We start from the raw sequence: 19780 nt of genomic DNA on the forward strand, positions 1-19780 counted from the left end.
GTTCTCATGTGAGGCTTGTGGTGGAGGTATGTATCCAGAGTATTACAAAGGTGTTCGTGGTCATGAGTACAACATTAACACTGTTCGTCAAACCTAAAAAGGACCGTCAGGGTGAACTTCCCTGACGGTTTTTCTTATGTCCTTACATTTGACAATGAGAATCATTATCACATATGATGAGGGGACTTAGAGTGAAAGCAAGGATGTGATTCCCATGGTAACGACCCTATCTGCCGGTGCGCATGCCCTCCATTATTTGGGGACGGATGAACTTCATATCGGCAGTCAATCGACTCAGGAATTTGCCGGCCAAACCGATTATGCATTCGGTTACTTGATTGATGAAGTGCTGCGGGTGACGCTGGAGGATCAGTTGCACCGTAGAACTGCCAAAGTGTTGACGGGTGAGCTGTTTTTCGTACCGCCGAACTGTCGCTGCTTGCTGCAAAATAACGGGCACCACCGTGCGCGTGTCATATGGATTCGATTCCAGATTCTTGGCGGCGCGGAGCCGTCTCCGATGCCCTCCGTATCGCCAATGCCCCGAAAGGGATCCCGTGATTTTATGAAGCAGGATGAACTGCAGCTGTACAGCTTTCGTATGCCGCATATGTTCCACTGGATCCCGGAATTCCTTAGCGATTGCGGACAGCCGGATACGGCGCTGTTTTATCAGCTGCAGTCGCATCTTTACAAGATCGCTGCGGCGTTCACGTCATTTTTGCAAAGTCCCAAAAGTGTGGACGATGACCTCGTGGAATATGTGGAACAGGCTAAGCAGCATCTGACGGAGTACTACAATCAATCGACGGATATCGAAGAAATGGCCCGCCTATCCGGCTCAAGCCGCAAGTTCTACCAAGCGTTTCGGGGGATTACCGGCTTTAGCCCGCATAAATTCGTGACGACCACACGCCTGAATCGTTCTTTAGGGCTATTAGGCAGCTCTCCTGCGTCCGTTGCTGAGGTTGCGCATGCGGTGGGGTACTCCGACGAGCTGTATTTCAGCCGGCTTTTCAAGAAGCATATGGGGTTGTCTCCTTCAGATTATATCAAGCATACGCAAATTCGCGTGGCCAACCTATGCCCTATTTTTCACGGAGATTTGTCCGTGCTTGGCATAACGCCAAAGGTTAGCCTGCACAAAGACTGGTCTTTGGAGCCGGACCTGACGCCGTACATCGAACAAATCCGGAACTGTCAGCCTGACGTGATTCTTAGCGCTCCGCTCCCGGAAGAACTGCTCGAGTCCCTCTCACACATAGCTCCCGTCACCGTCATCCCCTGGCGCGATTACAGCTGGAAGAAGACACTGCTTATCATCAGCAGCGTTTTCGGCTTGTCCAGTGTCGCTGAGCGCTGGCTAACGTATTTTGACATGAAAGTGGACAATGCCCGGGAGCACATTCGGCAGCGTCTTGGAGACAGGCCGTTTCTGCTGGTTAGCGCGCAAGAAAAGCATTATCGGGTATACGGCTTAACGCGTAAGAAAATAAAGGATTTATTTTATGATGAGTTAAAAATAGTGCCGCCAAAACCTGCCGAAGGGATCTCCTTCCTCGATACGTATTCCCTCCAAGAGGTTGCCTCGTTGGACTGTGATAATGTACTATTCTTTGTCTCAACGATGTATTCGAGCGAGTATTGTCTTACGCTGGAGACTTCCTGGCGGCGGCTAAAACAAGCGCACAGCAGCAGGCAGCAGCAAATTCTGTTTATTCGTCACCAGGGATTACTGCTCTATAATGCCACGATGCATGACAGCTTAATTGATGAGACGGTTTATCATTTATTGTCTAAATCATGACGGTGACAAAAAATCCATCCCGAAAACAGGAAATTCCATTCACGTCAAGGGGCAATCATGCCAAAATAAGAGTCGTTGATAACGATTCTCAATATAAACGGACGTCTGCAAGACAGAATTGGAGGATGTATGGAGCTAACGAAACTCTTGAGGGAACGGCGATCCGTTCACCAATTTGAAGATAAACCGCTCTCCGTGGAGCTCGTCACCGAGCTGCTGGATACAGCCGTCTGGGTGCCTAATCACCGGATGACGCAGCCGTGGCGCTTTGTCATTATTCAGGGAGAAGGCCGCCAAAAGCTGGCGGAGATCGTTCGCAAGTTCAGGGAGGCTAACGAGCCGGACCCGGAGAAAGCGAAAGAGATCGGACAGAAACTGTATAACAAGTTCATGTCCGTTCCGATGTTTATCGCGGTCGTTCTGCAGGTAAACGAGAACCCGGCCATCGCGGAAGAAGATTATGCCTCGGCAGCATGCCTGATTCACAACTTCTCCTTGTTGGCATGGGAGAAGGGCATTGGCATGGTGTGGGAAACGTACCCGCTGCTGAAAGTGGAGGCATTCCGGGAAGCATTCGGCGTGAAGCCGGACGAGCGAATCATCGGCAGTTTGCATACGGGATACCCTGGGAAAATTCCTTCCGCACAAGCGCGCATTCCTGCGACCGAACGCCTGACAGTCATAGAATAGGTGATGAAAAAAAGATATTTAGGGATTGCCCTCGTTATTTTATCGGTAACTTCGCTTTTTGTTGGGGTTAAGGGCATTACCCCTCTGGATTTGTTTCATTTAACGGAAGATCAAGCCCATATTTTGCTGGTTAGCCGAATACCGCGCTTGATCAGCATTGTGATCGCAGGAGTGAGCATGAGTGTGATCGGGCTGCTTATGCAGCAGCTCAGCCGCAATAAATTCGTATCGCCGACAACCGCGGGGACGATGGACTGCGCAAGGCTCGGCATTCTCGTGGCTATGCTGCTGTTCGCAGATGCGACGCCATTGCAGAAAATTATGGTCGCTTTTGTTTTTACGCTAGCCGGCACGTATGTATTCATGAAGATTTTGGACCGCATTCGCTTCAAAGATACGATTTTCATCCCGCTGGTGGGCCTCATGTTCGGGAGTGTTATTACATCCATTTCCACCTTTTTCGCGTACAAGTTTAATCTCATCCAAAATATTTCCTCTTGGCTGCAGGGCAATTTCGCAACGGTGATGAAAGGACGGTATGAGCTGCTGTACATCAGCATTCCGATGCTGATCATTGCCTATCTCTATGCCAACCGCTTCACGATTGCGGGGATGGGCGAGGATTTCTCGTTGAATTTGGGACTGAATTACCGTCAGGTGGTCAATATCGGTCTGATCATCGTCGCTGTAGTGGCTTCGGTTAATATTTTGAGCGTAGGCATTATCCCTTTTCTGGGCTTGGTCATTCCGAACATCGTTTCGATTTATCAGGGGGATAACTTGAAGAAGATCGCGCCGCATACCGCGCTGCTGGGGGCCGTTTTCGTATTGTTCTGCGACATTCTGGGTCGTGTGCTCATCTATCCTTACGAAATTCCAATCGGTTTAACCGTCGGTGTGATAGGCAGCGGGATTTTCATTTATTTGCTGCTGAGGAGACAAGCTTATGACGTTTAGATGGAAGCTCAGTCTGCTCGCGATCGTTGCCCTGGCCGTTACAGCCGCCTTCCTTACGGTTAATGCCGGAGGGAATTGGGACTATATCCTCCCCAGAAGAGGGATGAAGGTCATCAGCATCTTGCTAACAGGCGCAGCTGTTGCTTATTCGACCATTTTGTTTCAGACGATTACGAACAACCGGATTTTAACCCCGAGCATTATCGGCCTGGACGCTTTGTATATGCTCATACAGACTACCGTTATTTTTCTGCTTGGCTCGAAGAGCGCGCTGTCGGCGAACGCGAATATAAATTTTGCCATTACGGTTGGCTTGATGTCGCTTTTCGCATTACTGCTGTTTAAGTTTTTGTTCAAAAGTGAAAGGCGGAACCTGTACTTCCTGCTGCTGTTCGGCATTATTCTCGGCACCTTCTTCGGCAGCTTCACGACGTTTATGGAAGTGCTCATTGATCCGAATGAATTCGCTATTTTGCAGAGCCGTTCCTTTGCCAGCTTTAATAACGTCAACAGCAAGCTGCTTCTGATTTCGGTTGTTTCAAGCGTTCTAATTGCCCTGTACAGCCTGAGATTCTTGAAATATTTAGACGTTATTTCGCTGGGCCGAGAGCATGCCGTGAATCTTGGCGTTCCTTACGAGTATGTCGTGAAACGGCTGTTGATCATCATTGCGGTGCTAGTTTCCATTGCGACGGCGTTGGTGGGTCCGATTACTTTCCTGGGTCTTCTTGTGGCCAATCTTTCTTACCAGTTTATGAAGACGCATCTCCACCGTTATTTGATTACAGGCTCTATCCTGATTTGCATGATTGCTTTGGTAGGCGGACAGTTGATCATGGAACGCATCTTCTCCTTCTCCACACCGCTTACGGTCATTATCAATTTCATCGGAGGCGTTTACTTCTTATACTTGCTGCTAAGGGAGAATAAGTCATGATTGAAGTCAGAAATGTGTCTAAATCCTACGGAAGCAACCCCGTATTGGAAAATGTGTCGCTGACGATCGGCAAGGGTCGGATTACTTCGTTTATAGGACCAAACGGCGCCGGCAAAAGCACCCTCATCTCAATGATGTCCCGGCTCCTAACTAAGGATAGCGGTGAAATTTTCATAGACGGCGAGGAAGTCAGCAAAGCCAACAGCCAGGAATTGGCCAAGAAGATCGCTATTCTCAAGCAATCCAATCATATCAATGTGCGTCTGACCGTTCGGGACTTGGTGAGCTTCGGGCGATTCCCGTACTCGCAGGGGAAATTAACCAAAGCGGACTGGCAGTTCGTCGACGAAGCGATCCGGTATATGGAGCTTGAAGACATGCAGCATAAATACCTGGATCAGCTAAGCGGAGGCCAGAACCAGCGGGCATTCATCGCGATGGTTATCGCGCAGGACACGGAGTACATTCTGCTCGACGAGCCGCTCAACAATTTGGATATGAAGCATTCCGTACAAATTATGCAGGTGCTGCGGCGGCTTGCGGACGAATTGGGCAAAACGGTCATTATTGTCATCCACGATATTAATTTTGCTTCCTGCTACTCGGACTATATTGTTGCTTTCAAACAAGGCAAGCTGGTGAAGGAAGGTCCTACGGACGAAATCATTGATTCCGCCGTCCTGCGCGATATTTATGACATGGACATTGCGATTCAAGAGATAAACGGCAATAAGATTTGCGTGTATTTTAAGTAAATATAAGAGGTGGCTAATGATGAGTAGAAAAATAACAGTGTTAATCGCAGCAATTATGATTATGATCTTTGCAGCCGCATGCGGCAATGGAAGCGGAGCCGGGACAGAAACAGCGAAGCCTGCGGCAGCCAGCCCGCAAGCAACGGCAGCGGCAACGGCTGAGGCGCCGGCGGAAATAACGGTGAAGCACAAACTAGGGGAAACGAAAGTGAAAATCAATCCGAAGAAAGTTTTCGTATTCGATTACGGCGTATTAGATTCTCTGGATCGTCTGGGCGTAGAGGTTACAGGGGTTCCGCAAGCGAACCTTCCGTCCTACTTGGGCAAATTCAAAGATGCCAAATACATCAACGCGGGCACGTTGTTTGAGCCGGATTTCGAGAAAATCAATGCGAGCAAAGCGGATCTGATCATCATCTCCGGCCGTGCCGAGAAAGCTTATGCCGAGCTTAGCAAAATCGCTCCTACCATTTTCATGGGGGTGGATACGACGAAATACATGGAATCTTTTAGAGAGAACACGTTGACTTTGGGTAAAATCTTCGGTAAAGAAACGAAAGCGCAAGAAGAAATCGCTAAAATTGACGAGGCTGCCAAGCAGCTGCAGGCTAAAGCATCCGCCACAGGGAAAAACGCACTGATCGTTCTTGTGCAGGACACGGCGCTGAGCGCTTACGGGTCAGGTTCCCGTTTCGGCATCATCCATGATGTGTTTGGCTTCAAGCAGGCGGACAGCAAAATCGAAGTGTCTACGCACGGTCAAAATATTTCGAACGAGTATATCCTGGAGAAAAACCCGGACTATTTATTCGTCGTCGATCGCGGCAAAGTTGTGGACGGGAAAACGACCGGCAAGCAAATTATTGAAAATGAGCTTGTGAAAAAGACCAATGCGTTCAAGAACGGCAACATCGTTTATCTGGATGCGAACTATTGGTACCTATCCGGCGGCGGCTTGATTTCCGTTGAAGGCATGGTGAAGCAGGTAGCGGATTCCGTAAAATAGTGCCAAACGTTTTTATAAGCTATGCTTCTGTGATCAAAATAAGGGGGAAATTCCCTCTAATTCGACTGCAGAAGCCTGTCAGACCCATTTAGCAGGAAAACCTCCCTCGATTTGCGTGGATGTCATGAGAATTCTCTGAATCCGGTCAAATTAAGGGAGGTTTTCCTTTTATATTTCTGTGAGCTCATCTTTGGAGCGATTTAGTGGGAGATTTTCCAGTTATTATCATTTGCCTGCTCCGTATTGCTCGGATTGAGTGCGAGATACTTAAGTAGCGGATACAGGCTTAATCGCTTCGGTCCACTCGGTATATTTCCGAAGGGCGGTCCCTTGCTCGATGGCGTGACGGGCCATGTAGATCCCTTCTTCAATGGACCCGGCTTTCCCGGAAACCCAGAGCCGCACGGCGCTGTTGAGCAGCACCATGTTCAAGTAAGGGAGTTCGGCTTCTCCGCGCAGGACGGCCAACGCCGTTTCGCCTTGCAGCTTGGCGGTCCATTCAACTTCAGGCACTTCAACCATCAATTCATAAATCTCAGGATCTACAATGAATAGTTCGCTGGAGCCTTCTTGAATGACGTAAGTCCGCGTGCGTTTGTCGACGGAAAGGTCTTCCGAGCCTTCCATCCCCTGCACGACGATACCACGCGTGATGCCCAGTTCGATCAGCAAATTCGTAATTTTCTCGAATACCGTGCCATGAAACACGCCGACAGCCATGAAAGGGGCTTCCGTGAAACGAAGCAGCTTCTCGGCGGTGTTAAATACGGTCCGCAGGCCCAGCTCCATGCGGAGCTCGCGCAGTTCTCCGAGCGGAGGGCACCAGCTTTCCGTCGGCGTGAACAGGAAGCCTGTTCGTGCCGCAGCGGAAATCAGCGCTTCGCGCGATGTCGTGAGCGCGGGCACGCCAAGAGCATCCAGCACGTCCGTCAACGTGATGCCCCATTTGGGAGGCATGCTCGGGCTGCCGTGCAGCGCAGTTGGAAGACCGCAAGCCGCAAGCACGAAGGCGGTCGGCAAAGTCGCGATGAACGTACGCGAGCGTCCGTCGTAAGGTCCGGCGCAGTCCATGCTGCCGGGAACCGGATAAGAAACGGTGCGTTTACGCAGCGCGTCGATGAAGGCTTTAATCTCATCCGGCGATTCCATTTTGATTCGTTCGGCTACTAGAAACGCTCCCATTTGAGCCTGTGTAGCGCCGCCTGTCAGTATGAGCTCGGCTGCTTGGGAAGCCTCTTCATACGAAAGATCTCTCGCACCGCGTTTGCCGCGGCCAACTTCTTTTAGTAAAGATATCATCGTTTCCGGCCTCCTTGATTCTGATCTTGTAGTATTTGATACACCTTGACGATGGAGGTAGCGACATCTGCCATGCGTTTGCGCTCATTCATGGCTTGTTTTCGCAAAAAATCGTAGGCTTCCGCTTCGGAAATGCCTTTAATCTCGCATAAGATCCGCTTGGCTTGATCGACCCATTTGCGTTCCTCCAGCTTGGAGAGGAGCTGCTCGCGTTCCTGCTGCCACTCTGTGCGCCTGAAATAGTGATTCACGCCCAGAAGCAGCGCGCAGTGAATGTCAAGCGGACTCATCGTTGAACCGATTAAACCATCTATACCTGCATCTATTTTGCACTCGTTAGAAGGAAAAGTGTGCATATCGCACCACCAAAAGAGGGGGAGGCTGCGCTGAGCCAGCACACGCGTGCGCCATGTCTCCACTTGGCCCGGGTTTACACTTAATAATACAGCATCGGCCTTAGGAATGAGAAAGGAAATTTCTTTAACCGTAGATGCCGCATAGATGCGAAAGCCCAAATCTTTCAACACCTCGTCAGGAAAAGGTCCGGGGGCACGATTTGAATAGCTCATCTCACTTGCAGATGACGAGGAGGTAGCAGCTGAGCGAATTTGCTTTAACTCATCGATCAGTAAAAATGATTGCAACATGGGTATACCTCCATCGTTAAGCTTTTACCTTATGGCAACTTTATGTGAGGTTTCTTGGTTGGATGAATGATTATACGGCACAACTATAGCATATGCATATGTTTTTTGTCGATATAGTAGGGGGGACAGTCGCTCGAAAATATTTTGTGTCATTTTTATTGACACGAACTCGAAGCCGTACTATAATCAAACTAGAAATCGGCACAATGATGTGCCACAAACGAAGGCAATGGCGCCTATCCTCTTACAAATTCGTAACCGGATAGGCTTTTTACGTTTACTTAGTCGTATTTAACATGCTGTTCACGAAGATGTGGCAGCAGTGGCGAAGAGGCCGATAACATCCCAATGCAGGAATGGGTATGTTTGTCGGCCTTTTTCCATGGTAGTATAGACGCTAATGCAAGTTTGGGCAGGAAAAAAAAGAAGGCGAAAAGCCTCACAAAGGGAGAGGAAAGATCATGGTTGATCGGAAAAGTTTTTTGCAAGTCGGACACAAAGGGTCATTGTTCAGTTCATTTTTGTATTTTGACATGAGCTTCATGGTTTGGGTGCTGCTAGGACCGCTGGCGGTCATTCTGGCTAATGATTTCCAGCTAAATGCCGCCGAAAAAGCGAACCTTGTTGCCCTGCCTACTTTAGGCGGAGCGGTGCTGCGGCTTGTGCTTGGCGTTCTGACCGATAAGATCGGTCCTAAGCTTACCGGACAAATCGGATTGTCGCTAACCTTGGTTCCTTTATTCTGGGGATGGCAGTTTGCCGACACCATGGGCGATATGTACTTCGTGGCGTTGATGCTCGGTATTGCCGGTGCAAGCTTTGCCGCCGCACTACCGCTTGCAAGCTCTTGGTATCCGCCGCAGTATCAGGGCCTCGCGATGGGAATCGCCGGAGCGGGGAACAGCGGAACGATCTTCGCAACGCTCTTTGCTAACCGGCTGGCCCAGCATTATGGCGATTGGCACGTTGTTTTCGGTATTGCGATGATTCCGATTGCCGCGACTTTGGTTATCTTCAGTCTATTGGCCAAAGACAGCCCGAATAAACCGGCGCCCAAAACAATTGCCGAATACGGCAAAGTTTTGAAACAAAAGGACTCTTGGTTGTTCTGTATTTTATATAGCGTAACGTTTGGCGGTTTCGTCGGGATGTCGACCTATTTAACCATTTTCTTCAATACGCAGTACGGTCTCTCGCCGGTTCGCGCAGCCGATTTTACAACCCTGTGCGTGATAGGCGGAAGCTTCTTCCGTCCGGTAGGCGGTTGGCTGGCCGATAAAGTCGGCGGCATTCGGATGCTGATGGGGCTATATGGGGTTGTCGTCTTGATGATGGCGGGAATTTCTACGCTTCCGGCACTGCCTGTGACAACGGTCTTGTTATTTGTGGCCATGATGGCTTTTGGCATGGGCAATGGTTCGGTGTTCCAGTTGGTGCCGCAGCGGTTTAAAGCGGAAATCGGCGTTGTAACTGGAATTGTTGGCGCAGCAGGCGGACTGGGCGGTTATTTTTTGCCTAAAATTTTGGGGAATGTGAAGTTAGCGACAGGTTCTTTCTCGCCGGGCTTTCTCATTTTGAGTGCGATTGCGGCATGCTGCATCATCTTGATCGCGATTGTCCAGAGGGAGTGGAAGCGCAGCTGGATTGGCGAGGGCGGCAAAGTGAAAATGACCCCGACGGGTATGGACAGTGTTCATGCGTAGCTACATGTAGAGAGGAAGATGAGACTATGACGCAAAAAGAAAAGCTGGTTTTAGTCGGAAACGGGATGGCGGGTGTTAATGCGGTTGAACACTTGCTGAAACTTGCTCCTGATAAATATGAAGTAATTATTTTTGGCACAGAGCCTCATCCGAATTATAACCGGATTTTGCTATCCTACGTACTTTCGGGAGATTCCAAAGTCGAGGATATCGTCATCCATCCTTATGAATGGTACGCAAACAATAAGATTACGCTCTATACCAACCAAACGGTAACGGAAATCGATACGGCGGCTCAAACCGTAACAAGCGATAAAGGAGTAACGGTTTCCTACGATAAATTGATTTTGGCAACAGGGTCCAATCCTTTTATGATTCCGCTGCCTGGCGCAGATAAAGAGGGGGTTATGGCCTACCGGACCATCCGCGATTGTGAAATCATGATTGAATCGGCAAAAAAATATAAAAAAGCAATCGTCATCGGCGGCGGCTTGCTCGGATTGGAAGCGGCGAGAGGCTTCTTGAACTTAGGAATGAATGTGGATGTTGTGCATATCGGCGACGCGATCATGGAGCGTCAATTGGATTACACAGCGTCTAAAATGCTGCAAGCAGCTCTGGAAGAGCAAGGGATTAACTTCTTACTGGAGAAGCAATCCGCAGAAATCATCGGTCATAAACGAGTTACCGGTTTGAAATTCAAAGACGGCACAGTGGCGGAAGCCGATCTGATCGTCATGGCGGTAGGCATTCGCCCGAATGTAGCGCTTGCCAAAAGTTCAGGCCTGGAGTGCAATCCCGGCATTATCGTCAATGATTACTTACAAACAAGTGTTCCCAATGTGTATGCGGTTGGGGAATGCGCAATGCACCGTGGCATTGCATATGGCCTAGTGGCGCCGCTCTATGAACAAGGTGCTGTGTTAGCGAAGCATTTGGCAGGCGTGGAAACGGCTCCTTATGAAGGCTCCGTTCTCTATACGAAGCTGAAAGTATCCGGTGTTGACGTATTCTCAGGCGGGAAATTCGGGGATGAAGAAGGAACGAAAGCGATTCGCATTGACGATGAGTTTACCGGCGTGTACAAGAAAGTCGTGATTAAGGAAAACAAAATCGTCGGCGCGGTGCTCTTTGGAGATACGGCGGACGGCACAAGGCTTATGCAAATGATTCGCGAAGAAACGGATGTCAGCGGCATGGCTAAGACTGCGATTTTGACGGATGCAGAGGGCGGAGGCGGTGCGGCTTCCGGTGTCGCCGATATGAAGGACGAGGCGATTATTTGCGGATGCAACGGCGTAACCAAAGGGACGATCTGTTCCGCGATTAAAGAGCAAGGTTTAACCTCCGTAGAAGAGGTGAAAAACTGCACGACGGCTTCCCGTTCTTGCGGCGGCTGCAAACCACTTGTCAGCGATCTGTTAGCTTTCACGCTTGGCTCCTCATATGATAAGAGCGCTGCAAAAGAGTCGATATGCTCTTGCACGGACCATACGCGGGATGAAGTTGTTCAGGCGATTCGGGAAAAAGGCTTGTCGCATGTACGCGAAGTCATGAGCGTGCTCAGTTGGGAAAATGAAGAGGGCTGCTCCAAGTGCCGCCCTGCGCTCAACTACTATTTGGGAATGGTTAGTCCCGAAACTTATATAGACGACAGCACTTCGCGCTTCGTCAACGAGCGGATGCATGCGAATATTCAAAAGGACGGCACCTACTCGGTAGTTCCGCGAATCTATGGCGGCGTAACGAACCCGACCGAATTGAAACGGATTGCCGAAGTGGCGGAGCAATTCAAGGTCCCGACCGTGAAATTTACCGGAGGACAGCGTCTTGACCTGCTCGGCGTGAAGAAGGAAGACCTTACGGCGATGTGGGAAGCGCTTGATATGCCCTCGGGCTATGCGTATGGTAAAGCGCTGCGTACCGTCAAAACATGCGTCGGCGAAACCTTTTGCCGGTTCGGCACCGGCGATTCCATGGCGGTGGGCATCGAGCTGGAGAAGCGTTTTGAGCGTTTGAACACACCGGCCAAGGTGAAGCTGGCTGTATCGGGATGTCCGCGGAACTGCGCGGAATCCGGCATTAAGGATTTAGGCGTTGTATCCGTAGATGGCGGTTGGGAGCTGTATGCCGGAGGCAACGGCGGTGTGAAGGTACGCGTTGGCGATCTCTTGGCAACCGTGAAAACAGAGCAGGAAATTATCGAGTATGCCGAAGCCTATCTGCAGTATTACCGTGAAACCGGTAAATACGGCGAGCGTACAAGCGAATGGGTACACCGTTTGGGCATCGAGCATATCCGTGATGTCGTTCAGAATGAGGAAGCGCGCAAACCGTTATGCGACCGGATGGACGGGGCGCTTGCCGTGACGAAGGACCCTTGGAAACAAGCGATCGAAAGCCGGAAAATTCAGCGCGATCTGTACGAAGTCGTTGAACTCGTCTAATCAATCGCTTAGGAGGAGAAGACCATGAAAACACAAGATAAGCAAACGATTTGGGTTGAGGCCGTATCCTATGAAGATTTAGCGGTAAATACGGGCAAAACGATTCGTTATCAAGGGGAAGAGGTAGCCCTCTTCAAGATGAAAAGCGGCAAGCTGACCGCCATTCAAAACCGCTGTCCGCACAAAGAAGGCGTGCTTGCCGAAGGCATTGTCTGTGATGAGCATGTTTTCTGTCCGATGCATGACCGCAAAATTCATCTTCCCTCGGGTCTCGTGCAAGCTCCGGATACAGGCTGCGTACAAACGTATTCGACGAAAATACACGAGGGTACCGTATTCATCGGATTTTAAGTCTCCAGAAGACCGTATTCAGCTTAGTTGGCTAGGCCAAAGAACTAAGCTTGTACGGTCTTTTTCTGCGCCCAGAAGCTTCAAAATTTCCTGCTCGGGAGCATCGGAAATCCGAACGCCGTTCCATGTGTCGACGACGATTTTACGCAGCTGATGCTGTTTAAGCAATTGCCGGAACAGGAGGCGCAGTTCATGGACGGTCTCCGCCTGATCATGGCTGCGGCTGCTTAGCTGATAAATGCGCTTCCCGTTGTTTTCAATCCAATACAACCATTCGCTCCCTTTGAGCGCTAAATAGTTGCCGCTTTTGCGTGAGAAAGAAACGCCGGCCTTCTCAGGCCATGGGACCAGCAGTCCACAAGGATTAGCCGGATCGACAGCACTGACCAGCGTAAATGCAGGCTGCCGGTCCGAATCTATCGGCGCTGGCTGATGCAATTGCCGGATGAAATCTTTTGTTGCGAATTGGAGCGCATGCAAATCGGCGATAAACAGTCCTCGAACGACAAGTCCCCACTCCTCCAGCTGACGCAGAGCGGTATGAACGGCTTCCCAGGGGAACGGACATAGCGCAGCGACCAGATCTTTGGTGATAAGACCGAATCGCTCTAAGAGATGATGCGTCCACTGCATAGCGGAAGCTTGCCTGTCAAAGGCGGGATTATGCAGCGTGTTCAGGGCATACCAGCGGCCAAGACCGGACTGGAATTTATCTCCTTTCTTCGCAGAGGAAGCGCCCGCGGCATGAAGCCGCAGAGGAGCGAATTGATCGTTAGCGGCATGCCCCTCCCACACGAGGCCTAGTAATTGTTCCAACAAGGCGGATGGGGCCCTCCCGGTTTCAAGCCCAAGCTTGCTGAGAAAGATAGCTCCTTTATCCTGCATGAGGCTGAGAAGACCCGGATCGGAAGCGGGCTTATGGCGTATGGCGGCAAGGCAAGGATCATAAAGCGCAGAGCTTTCCGATAGAAAAAAGGCGATGCGGCCTTCTTTTTCGTCGGGTTCTTTGCGGCCGATCCACATGATTTCACCTGATGAGCACAAGGTGTCGAGGTCCTGCTTCCGGTAGGACAGCTGTCTGGTCGGGAACAAAACCGACTCCCACAGCGAAACGGGCAGGAAGAAGCCTTGCAAATCGGAGATGATTTCCCGCAGCCGTTCCATGCCGGAAGCGTCCGTTCTGTTTGTTAACTTCCGCATGAGCGGCATATGCGTCAAGAAAGTCATCGGGAGAATCGCCGAGCTGTCTCGTCTAAGCACCTGCAGCGATTGGCGTATTAACCGCGATGCGACCTTGCTGCTCGTCCAAAGCGATTCCAATTCAGGATCGGCGAAAGGTGCAGGCTCAATGATCCGTGCGCGTACCGCTTCCGCAACCCAGCTCGCAACAGACGCAGCCTCCATCCCGTAGCGGGCCGCAAGCTCCTCCTCGGTGAAGCTCAGTTTCCCGTCGGCATATCTTTGGAAGACGAACGTTCTAGCTAGAGGATCTTGGTAGAGAGAAGAATAAAATGCCACCTCATCGCGGCTTATATAACGACTCTCCCCGGTGAACGGAGCCTCTGCCGCTTTGCCTTGCTCAAGCAGTTCATGAATCCAGGCGCTGGCTGACGATTCGGAGGCCGAGCCAGCTTTGGCGAGCTCGGTGACGGAAGCATCGCCGCGTTCTTTTAAATAACGCAGCACAGGCTCAGCGGATGTCCACGCTGCTTCCGTTGTGGCGAGACGCTTCTCTTCGGCTTCGATGACCTGGGGGCTTATCACGTTCCTGATGGTCTCCGCTCCGAAAATATCGGCCGCCATCTGCCTGCTGAAGCCGAGCAATTCTACCTGCAGATCCTGGGATAAGCTATCTGATTCATATATTTTCTGGGCCACGTAATCGGATTGAAATTGAGCCGCCAAAGGAGACGGGAAATGGTTGCGATGAACGGCAAAATGAATGTCTCCTGCTTGAATGGCTTCCAGAATGACTTGAAGGTGGCCCATATCGACATGTTCTTCCAAGCATTCACGCATTGCCTCTTGAAAGAGCGGGAAACGCTCCTTGAAAGGCAGAGCTTCTTTCATAAGCTCTTGTCCGCGGAGCCGCTTGAGCCAGGCAGGCATTCTCGTAAAGCTGCGGGAAAGCAGCAGGGAAGTTTCCGCCAGCCGCTGAAAGGCGGCGCCAAACATGCCGGACTCAGCGACAGCTCCAATAATCATCTGCTCAGCTTCCATATAAGAGAGAGACATGATGTCAGACACAATCGATTCCTGGTAGCTCGGAAAAATCAGTTCGATCCCATTATCTTTGGCATTCGTGTAGAGGGCTGTATGCCCTTTGTGGATAAGTTGCTTCTCCAGAGCCATTAGCCAAGTTCGGTTTACTTTACGGCCGAACAAGCTGTGAAGCACATAATGGGTTTGGTTCTGTTCATCGGCAAACGCTTCAATTACAACCGTACGATCGGTCGGCACCGTATTGACCGCAATCTGATTGCGGATGAGTCCGATCAGAGATTGGCTGGCTTCCGCATCAAAGAAGTACTGCTCCATGAGCCATTCTTGGACGTCCAGATCTCCTTGCGTGCGCGACTCTCCAAGCAGGCGATCCCGCATCTCACGCCAGAGCAGCCCCGTCTGCACGCCGAGCTGATAAGACTTTCCGCCGGTTTCCCCGCGCCAGAAAGGGATTTCGCTGTACCGGTTGTCGGCTTCCTGCACGTAGATGCGCTCCGGACGCTTGCGGACGATTCGCCAAGAAGCCGTACCCAGCTGGAAAACGTCGCCGATCGACGATTCGTGAATGAACTCCTCATCCAGCTCGCCCAGATGAAGGCCGGTCTCGTTATGATGCACGGGGTAGGCCGTGCTTTGGGGAATGGTGCCCGCGCCCGTCAGCGCGGCCATCTGTGTGGCCGCCAATCGTTCCAGGCGGCCGGTTTCGCGGTCCCATGCGATGAGCGGACGCGCAAAGGGATACAAGCCCGCGAGCACCTCCAGCATCGCGAGCCAGCGTTCCTGCGGCACCTCGCGGAAGGAGTCGCTCTGCGCGAGCAGGCGCGCCAGAAGCGCAACATGCAGCTCGTCGCCCATGGCGGTCATGGCGACGAGCTGCTGCGCCAGCACATCGAGGCTGCCCCGCGGAATGCGGATGGCCTCGATGTCGCGCGCCGCGATCCGTCGGCCGAGCACCGCGAGCTCCGGCAGCAAGCTGCGGCTGCGCGCGAGCAGCACGCCGCGGGAGACGCTGCCGACGGCGTGGCCGGCGCGGCCGATCCGCTGGATGCCTGCGGCAGCGGTGAAGGGCGAGTCGATCTGGATGACCAGATCGACATGGCCGACGTCGATGCCGAGCTCCAGCGACGACGTGGCCACCAGGCAGCGCAGCTCGCCGGCCTTGAGCTGGCGCTCGACCTCGAGCCGGGTCTCGCGGGCGACGCTGCCGTGGTGGCTGCGCGCGATCTCATGGCCGACATGGTCATTGAGCCGCAGCGTTAACCGTTCGCACAGCCTGCGGCTGTTGGCGAAGATGAGCACGGTGCGGCAGCCTTCCATCAGCTGCAGCAAGCGCTCGACAAGAGGCGTCCAGATCGCCTCTTTATCCGCCCCGGCGCGTGCCGGCTCCGGCATCGTCACCTGCAGCGCGTAATGCTTCTCGGCCTTGCTTTCGATAATCGCGACGGGACGCGGCTCATCCGACTCCCATCCGCCGAGAAAACGGGCGACCCGCTGGATCGGTTTCTGGGTAGCGGAGACGCCGATCCGCTGAACGGATCGCCCGCACCACATATCCAGCCTTTCCAGCGTCAGTGACAAATGCATGCCGCGCTTATCGGCAGCCAGATCGTGAATTTCGTCGACGACGATCTGTTCTACGCTCTTAAGCATCTCCCTTGCGCGCGGGGAAGTAAGCAGCAGGTAGAGCGACTCCGGGGTCGTCACCAGCAGATCCGGCGGGTGTTTCAACATGGAGGCTCGCGTGCTCTGTGTAGTATCGCCAGTACGAACGCCTACACGGAGTCCGTGCCAGGCGGCATCCTTTTCAAGCGTGGTGGAAGCAAGCTCTTCGATTTCGTTTATATAATGAAACAAATGATCGTGAATATCGTTGTTTAGCGCTTTAAGCGGGGTCACCACCAGCACGCGAACACCGGGGGCGTAAGCGTTGCCGTGCGCCTGCTTCTTTTTCACAATACCGTCCATGCAAGGCAGTAAAGCTGCCAAGGTTTTGCCTGAACCCGTAGGGGAAGAGATGAGGGTATGCGTGCCGGAGCTTATTTCCTTCCAAGCCTGTTTTTGCACGTCAGTGGGTTCGCCGAAGCGCGAAATAAACCATTTCCTCAGTAGCGGATGAAACGGTGACAGCGATGCATCCGGTGTAGGCGTCATTCTATCTTCACTCCCTTGCACACAATTTCTTCCAACATAGCATAGTGCAGGCGTTTTCGCCAATGGAGAGACGGTTCGGAACAGAAGGCATTCATTGGAAAAATTTTGGATGGAAAATGAAAGATCACCCTCCTAAAAATAACCATATCCACGAATTGTTCTGATAGATGTATCAATCTTAGAATAAGGAGTGTGAGTGAAGCTTGATGTTCAAAAAACTAATCGCGACTGGCCTAGCTTTTGTAACGATCATGGGAAGCAGCACTGCCGTTTTAGCCAAAGACAATGACAACAACCGCAAAGATGACGGGAAATACGAAATCCATCTCACCTTTAACGATTTGAAGAGCGCGGAGTGGGCGATACGCTACATTGCGAGTTTAGCCTCGCAGCGTGTATTTGAAGGGTATGAGGATGGGACTTTTAAACCGCAGAACACCGTTTCGCGCATTGAAGCGATTACGGCGGCCGTTCGTCTCATGGGACTTCGCAGCCAAGCAGAATCACCATCCAAAATGAGCACTCATCTCAATTTTAAAGATGCCAATAAAGTTCCTTCCTGGGCCGTCGGCTATGTAGCTGTTGCGGTAGAAAACGATTTATTTGCCGAAAATGACGACAACGTTCAGCCTCAGAAAGAAGGCGACCGGCTGTGGGCGACAACGCTTTTGGTCAAAGCTTTGAAGCTCGACGCTCAGGCCAAAGCGAAAATGAATACGACGCTGCCCTTCAAGGATGCGAAGCAAATCCCGGCAGGATCCGTCGGTTATGTGGCCGTTGCCATTGAAAAAGGCTTAGTGGACGGCTTCGAAGACAATACGTTCAGGCCAAGTCAGCCTGTGACAAGGGCTCAGCTTGCCGCATTGCTTGACCGTACAGGAGGTCAATTGCCTGATCAAGGTCAAGGAAACAACACACTAACGGGAACCGTAAACAGTGTTGTCAACGGCAATGCACTTGTGATGACAAGCTCAGGAAAGACAACTACCTATTCCTTGCACCCGGATGTTTACATTTACCGGAACGGGATCAAAGTGAGCCCTTCCGCCCTGCAAGCTGGGGACGAAGTGAGCGTGAGAACTTTTAACAATCAAATTATTTATATTGAAGTGACCAAATCCGTGCAAACAACCATTAACAGCGGTACAGTAAGCGCAGCGGTTGCGAACAATACATTGACGTTTACGAAGTCGGGCGTTACATCTTCTTTGCTGCTTCATCCGGATGTCGTCGTATACCGCAACGGTGTCCGAGTGAATCCCGGTGAGCTGAAAATCGGCGATGAAATTAACATTCGCACCTCAGATAACAAAATTATCTTTATCGAGGTGACCAAGCCGGTTGTTCCGATATCCAGCAGCGGTACAGTCGCTGCCGTCGTGAACAGCAATGTGCTGAAGCTTACGAAATCAGGTGTTGTAACCGACTATACCCTGCACCCGGACGCGGTTATTTATCGCAATGGAGTGAAGGTTGCCGCTTCCGCCCTGCAGGTTGGCGATGAAGTGAACGTTCGGACGTCGGAGAATAAAGTTATTTTTGTTGAAGTCACACAAACAGCGCAAGCCATTACGAATAGCGGAACCGTTACTGCCGCTGTGAGCAACAACGTACTTAAACTTCAGAAGAGCGGCGTGAATTTTGAAATAGCGCTCCATCCGGATGTCGTCGTGTACCGCAATGGGGTGAAGGTTGCTGCTTCCGCCCTGCAGGTAGGGGACGAAGTGAATGTTCGGACGTCGGAGAACAAAGTTATTTTTATTGAAGTCACACAAACAGCGCAAGCTATCACGAATAGCGGAACCATTACTGCCGCTGTGAGCAACAACGTGCTGAAACTCCAGAAGAACGGCGTCAATTTTGAAATCACGCTTCATCCGGATGTCGTCGTATACCGCAATGGCGTGAAGGTTGCGTTATCCGCGCTTCAGGTTGGCGATGCCGTCAACGTCCGCACTTCGGAGAACAAAGTCATCTACATCGAAGTGACCAAAATGGTGCAGCCGATTACAAACAACGGCACCGTGAGCGCAGTGGTCAGCAGCAACGAATTGAAGCTTACGAAGGCGGGAGTTACCACAACGTTTACGCTTCATCCGGATGTGATCGTCTATCGCAACGGCGTGAAGGTCGGGGCGGTTGATCTCAAAATCGGCGACGAGGTCGATATTCGCACCTCCGACAGCAAAGTCATTTATATAGAAGTAACCAAAATGGTGGATGAGAATTTGCCGTTTGAACTTCAGGGGAAATTGAAAGGAACGACCCTGAATGCCCAGGGCGGACTTGCTACGATTTCTATCGTGCAAACGATCAATGGCAAGGAGGAAACGACCATTTACCAAGTGGCTTCCGGCGTGACCATCTCCGGCAACTTGGCGCTGTTCAAGGAAGGGCGGCTTATACAGCTGAATGGTACGAATAAGGTTGTGACGTCGATCACGATAAAGTGATTGAGGGAGTATGTTAAGAAGCCTTGCGGGGCTTCTTTTTTTATGGTTTTGGCGGGCTTTGAGAGAGCCGAAAAGGCCCTCTCGGGAGAAGCGTGGGCGAGGATTGGCGGTGAGACGTCCGAAAAGGCCACCTCGAGTGCTATTTTCCTCGGAAATGGGGAAATTACTGCGCGAGCGGTCTAAAAAGGCCTTCTCAGGAGCCGTTAAGGCCTTTGATTATAGTGAGACGTCCGAAATGGACGTCTCACTGACCGATGCGGCTTTATTCTGAGCCAGCTGAGCCAGTTCGAGCGGCCTGGCCTCGACTTTTGGGCAGGGGGGCGAGGGCATCGAACCCCGAACCCACCCCCGAAC

The 19780-nt window shown here is 51.5% G+C and carries 13 protein-coding genes; 10 read left to right on the forward strand and 3 right to left on the reverse strand.

Going from position 1 to position 19780, the window contains the following annotated elements:
* Positions 1–214 precede the first annotated feature (214 nt).
* From AC3WRW_RS17265 to AC3WRW_RS17290, 6 genes are all read left to right on the forward strand, one after another.
* Positions 215–1807 (forward strand): AraC family transcriptional regulator, encoded by a 1593-nt coding sequence (locus AC3WRW_RS17265; RefSeq protein ID WP_492547543.1) that lies wholly within the window; start codon positions 215–217, stop codon positions 1805–1807.
* A gap of 129 nt (positions 1808–1936) precedes the next feature.
* Positions 1937–2497: a nitroreductase family protein gene (locus tag AC3WRW_RS17270; protein WP_492547544.1), complete on the forward strand. Its 561-nt coding sequence runs from the start codon at positions 1937–1939 to the stop codon at positions 2495–2497.
* A 3-nt stretch (positions 2498–2500) separates the two neighbouring features.
* Entirely contained in the window at positions 2501–3454 is a 954-nt protein-coding gene (locus tag AC3WRW_RS17275) for an ABC transporter permease (protein WP_492547545.1), read from the forward strand.
* A complete protein-coding gene (locus AC3WRW_RS17280) occupies positions 3444–4391 on the forward strand; it encodes an iron chelate uptake ABC transporter family permease subunit (protein ID WP_492547546.1) in 948 nt (315 codons plus the stop codon). Before AC3WRW_RS17275 ends, AC3WRW_RS17280 begins: the two co-directional genes overlap by 11 nt.
* Complete coding sequence (locus AC3WRW_RS17285) at positions 4388–5146, forward strand: iron ABC transporter ATP-binding protein (protein WP_492547547.1); 759 nt, start codon at positions 4388–4390, stop codon at positions 5144–5146. The genes AC3WRW_RS17280 and AC3WRW_RS17285 overlap by 4 nt, the downstream gene beginning before the upstream one ends.
* Before the next feature lie 19 nt (positions 5147–5165).
* Positions 5166–6152: a siderophore ABC transporter substrate-binding protein gene (locus AC3WRW_RS17290; protein WP_492547548.1), complete on the forward strand. Its 987-nt coding sequence runs from the start codon at positions 5166–5168 to the stop codon at positions 6150–6152.
* A gap of 267 nt (positions 6153–6419) precedes the next feature.
* Here AC3WRW_RS17290 and AC3WRW_RS17295 read toward each other — a convergent pair whose 3' ends face one another.
* Both AC3WRW_RS17295 and AC3WRW_RS17300 read right to left on the reverse strand, forming a co-directional pair.
* The gene (locus tag AC3WRW_RS17295; protein WP_492547549.1) at positions 6420–7451 is read right to left on the reverse strand and encodes an anthranilate phosphoribosyltransferase; all 1032 of its coding nucleotides are present in this window, start codon (positions 7449–7451) and stop codon (positions 6420–6422) included.
* Complete coding sequence (locus tag AC3WRW_RS17300; protein ID WP_492547550.1) at positions 7448–8098, reverse strand: ANTAR domain-containing response regulator; 651 nt, start codon at positions 8096–8098, stop codon at positions 7448–7450. Before AC3WRW_RS17300 ends, AC3WRW_RS17295 begins: the two co-directional genes overlap by 4 nt.
* Before the next feature lie 461 nt (positions 8099–8559).
* Between AC3WRW_RS17300 and AC3WRW_RS17305 the strand changes: the two genes are divergently transcribed.
* From AC3WRW_RS17305 to nirD, 3 genes are read left to right on the forward strand one after another with little or no spacing between them, the layout of a single operon-like run.
* Positions 8560–9801 (forward strand): nitrate/nitrite transporter, encoded by a 1242-nt coding sequence (locus AC3WRW_RS17305; RefSeq protein WP_492547551.1) that lies wholly within the window; start codon positions 8560–8562, stop codon positions 9799–9801.
* A 26-nt stretch (positions 9802–9827) separates the two neighbouring features.
* The gene (nirB, locus tag AC3WRW_RS17310; protein ID WP_492547552.1) at positions 9828–12248 is read left to right on the forward strand and encodes a nitrite reductase large subunit NirB; all 2421 of its coding nucleotides are present in this window, start codon (positions 9828–9830) and stop codon (positions 12246–12248) included.
* A gap of 24 nt (positions 12249–12272) precedes the next feature.
* Positions 12273–12599 carry a nitrite reductase small subunit NirD gene (gene nirD / locus AC3WRW_RS17315; protein ID WP_492547553.1) on the forward strand — a complete coding sequence of 109 codons (327 nt, stop codon included), beginning with the start codon at positions 12273–12275 and terminating at the stop codon, positions 12597–12599.
* Positions 12600–12617: 18 nt separating this feature from the next.
* Here nirD and AC3WRW_RS17320 read toward each other — a convergent pair whose 3' ends face one another.
* Complete coding sequence (locus tag AC3WRW_RS17320) at positions 12618–16973, reverse strand: DEAD/DEAH box helicase (protein ID WP_492547554.1); 4356 nt, start codon at positions 16971–16973, stop codon at positions 12618–12620.
* Between the two features lie 206 nt (positions 16974–17179).
* Between AC3WRW_RS17320 and AC3WRW_RS17325 the strand changes: the two genes are divergently transcribed.
* The gene (locus AC3WRW_RS17325; RefSeq protein WP_492547556.1) at positions 17180–19426 is read left to right on the forward strand and encodes an S-layer homology domain-containing protein; all 2247 of its coding nucleotides are present in this window, start codon (positions 17180–17182) and stop codon (positions 19424–19426) included.
* Positions 19427–19780: the final 354 nt, after the last annotated feature.

This window comes from Paenibacillus sp. FW126-R14, from assembly GCF_058789495.1.

Bases quoted from the DNA above. Each gene is read 5' to 3' on its own strand.
- AC3WRW_RS17265 (WP_492547543.1), top strand. From the start codon at position 215: ATGGTAACGACCCTATCTGCCGGTGCGCATGCCCTCCATTATTTGGGG.
- AC3WRW_RS17270 (WP_492547544.1), top strand. From the start codon at position 1,937: ATGGAGCTAACGAAACTCTTGAGGGAACGGCGATCCGTTCACCAATTT.
- AC3WRW_RS17275 (WP_492547545.1), top strand. From the start codon at position 2,501: ATGAAAAAAAGATATTTAGGGATTGCCCTCGTTATTTTATCGGTAACT.
- AC3WRW_RS17280 (WP_492547546.1), top strand. From the start codon at position 3,444: ATGACGTTTAGATGGAAGCTCAGTCTGCTCGCGATCGTTGCCCTGGCC.
- AC3WRW_RS17285 (WP_492547547.1), top strand. From the start codon at position 4,388: ATGATTGAAGTCAGAAATGTGTCTAAATCCTACGGAAGCAACCCCGTA.
- AC3WRW_RS17290 (WP_492547548.1), top strand. From the start codon at position 5,166: ATGAGTAGAAAAATAACAGTGTTAATCGCAGCAATTATGATTATGATC.
- AC3WRW_RS17295 (WP_492547549.1), bottom strand. From the start codon at position 7,451: ATGATATCTTTACTAAAAGAAGTTGGCCGCGGCAAACGCGGTGCGAGA.
- AC3WRW_RS17300 (WP_492547550.1), bottom strand. From the start codon at position 8,098: ATGTTGCAATCATTTTTACTGATCGATGAGTTAAAGCAAATTCGCTCA.
- AC3WRW_RS17305 (WP_492547551.1), top strand. From the start codon at position 8,560: ATGGTTGATCGGAAAAGTTTTTTGCAAGTCGGACACAAAGGGTCATTG.
- nirB (WP_492547552.1), top strand. From the start codon at position 9,828: ATGACGCAAAAAGAAAAGCTGGTTTTAGTCGGAAACGGGATGGCGGGT.
- nirD (WP_492547553.1), top strand. From the start codon at position 12,273: ATGAAAACACAAGATAAGCAAACGATTTGGGTTGAGGCCGTATCCTAT.
- AC3WRW_RS17320 (WP_492547554.1), bottom strand. From the start codon at position 16,973: ATGACGCCTACACCGGATGCATCGCTGTCACCGTTTCATCCGCTACTG.
- AC3WRW_RS17325 (WP_492547556.1), top strand. From the start codon at position 17,180: ATGTTCAAAAAACTAATCGCGACTGGCCTAGCTTTTGTAACGATCATG.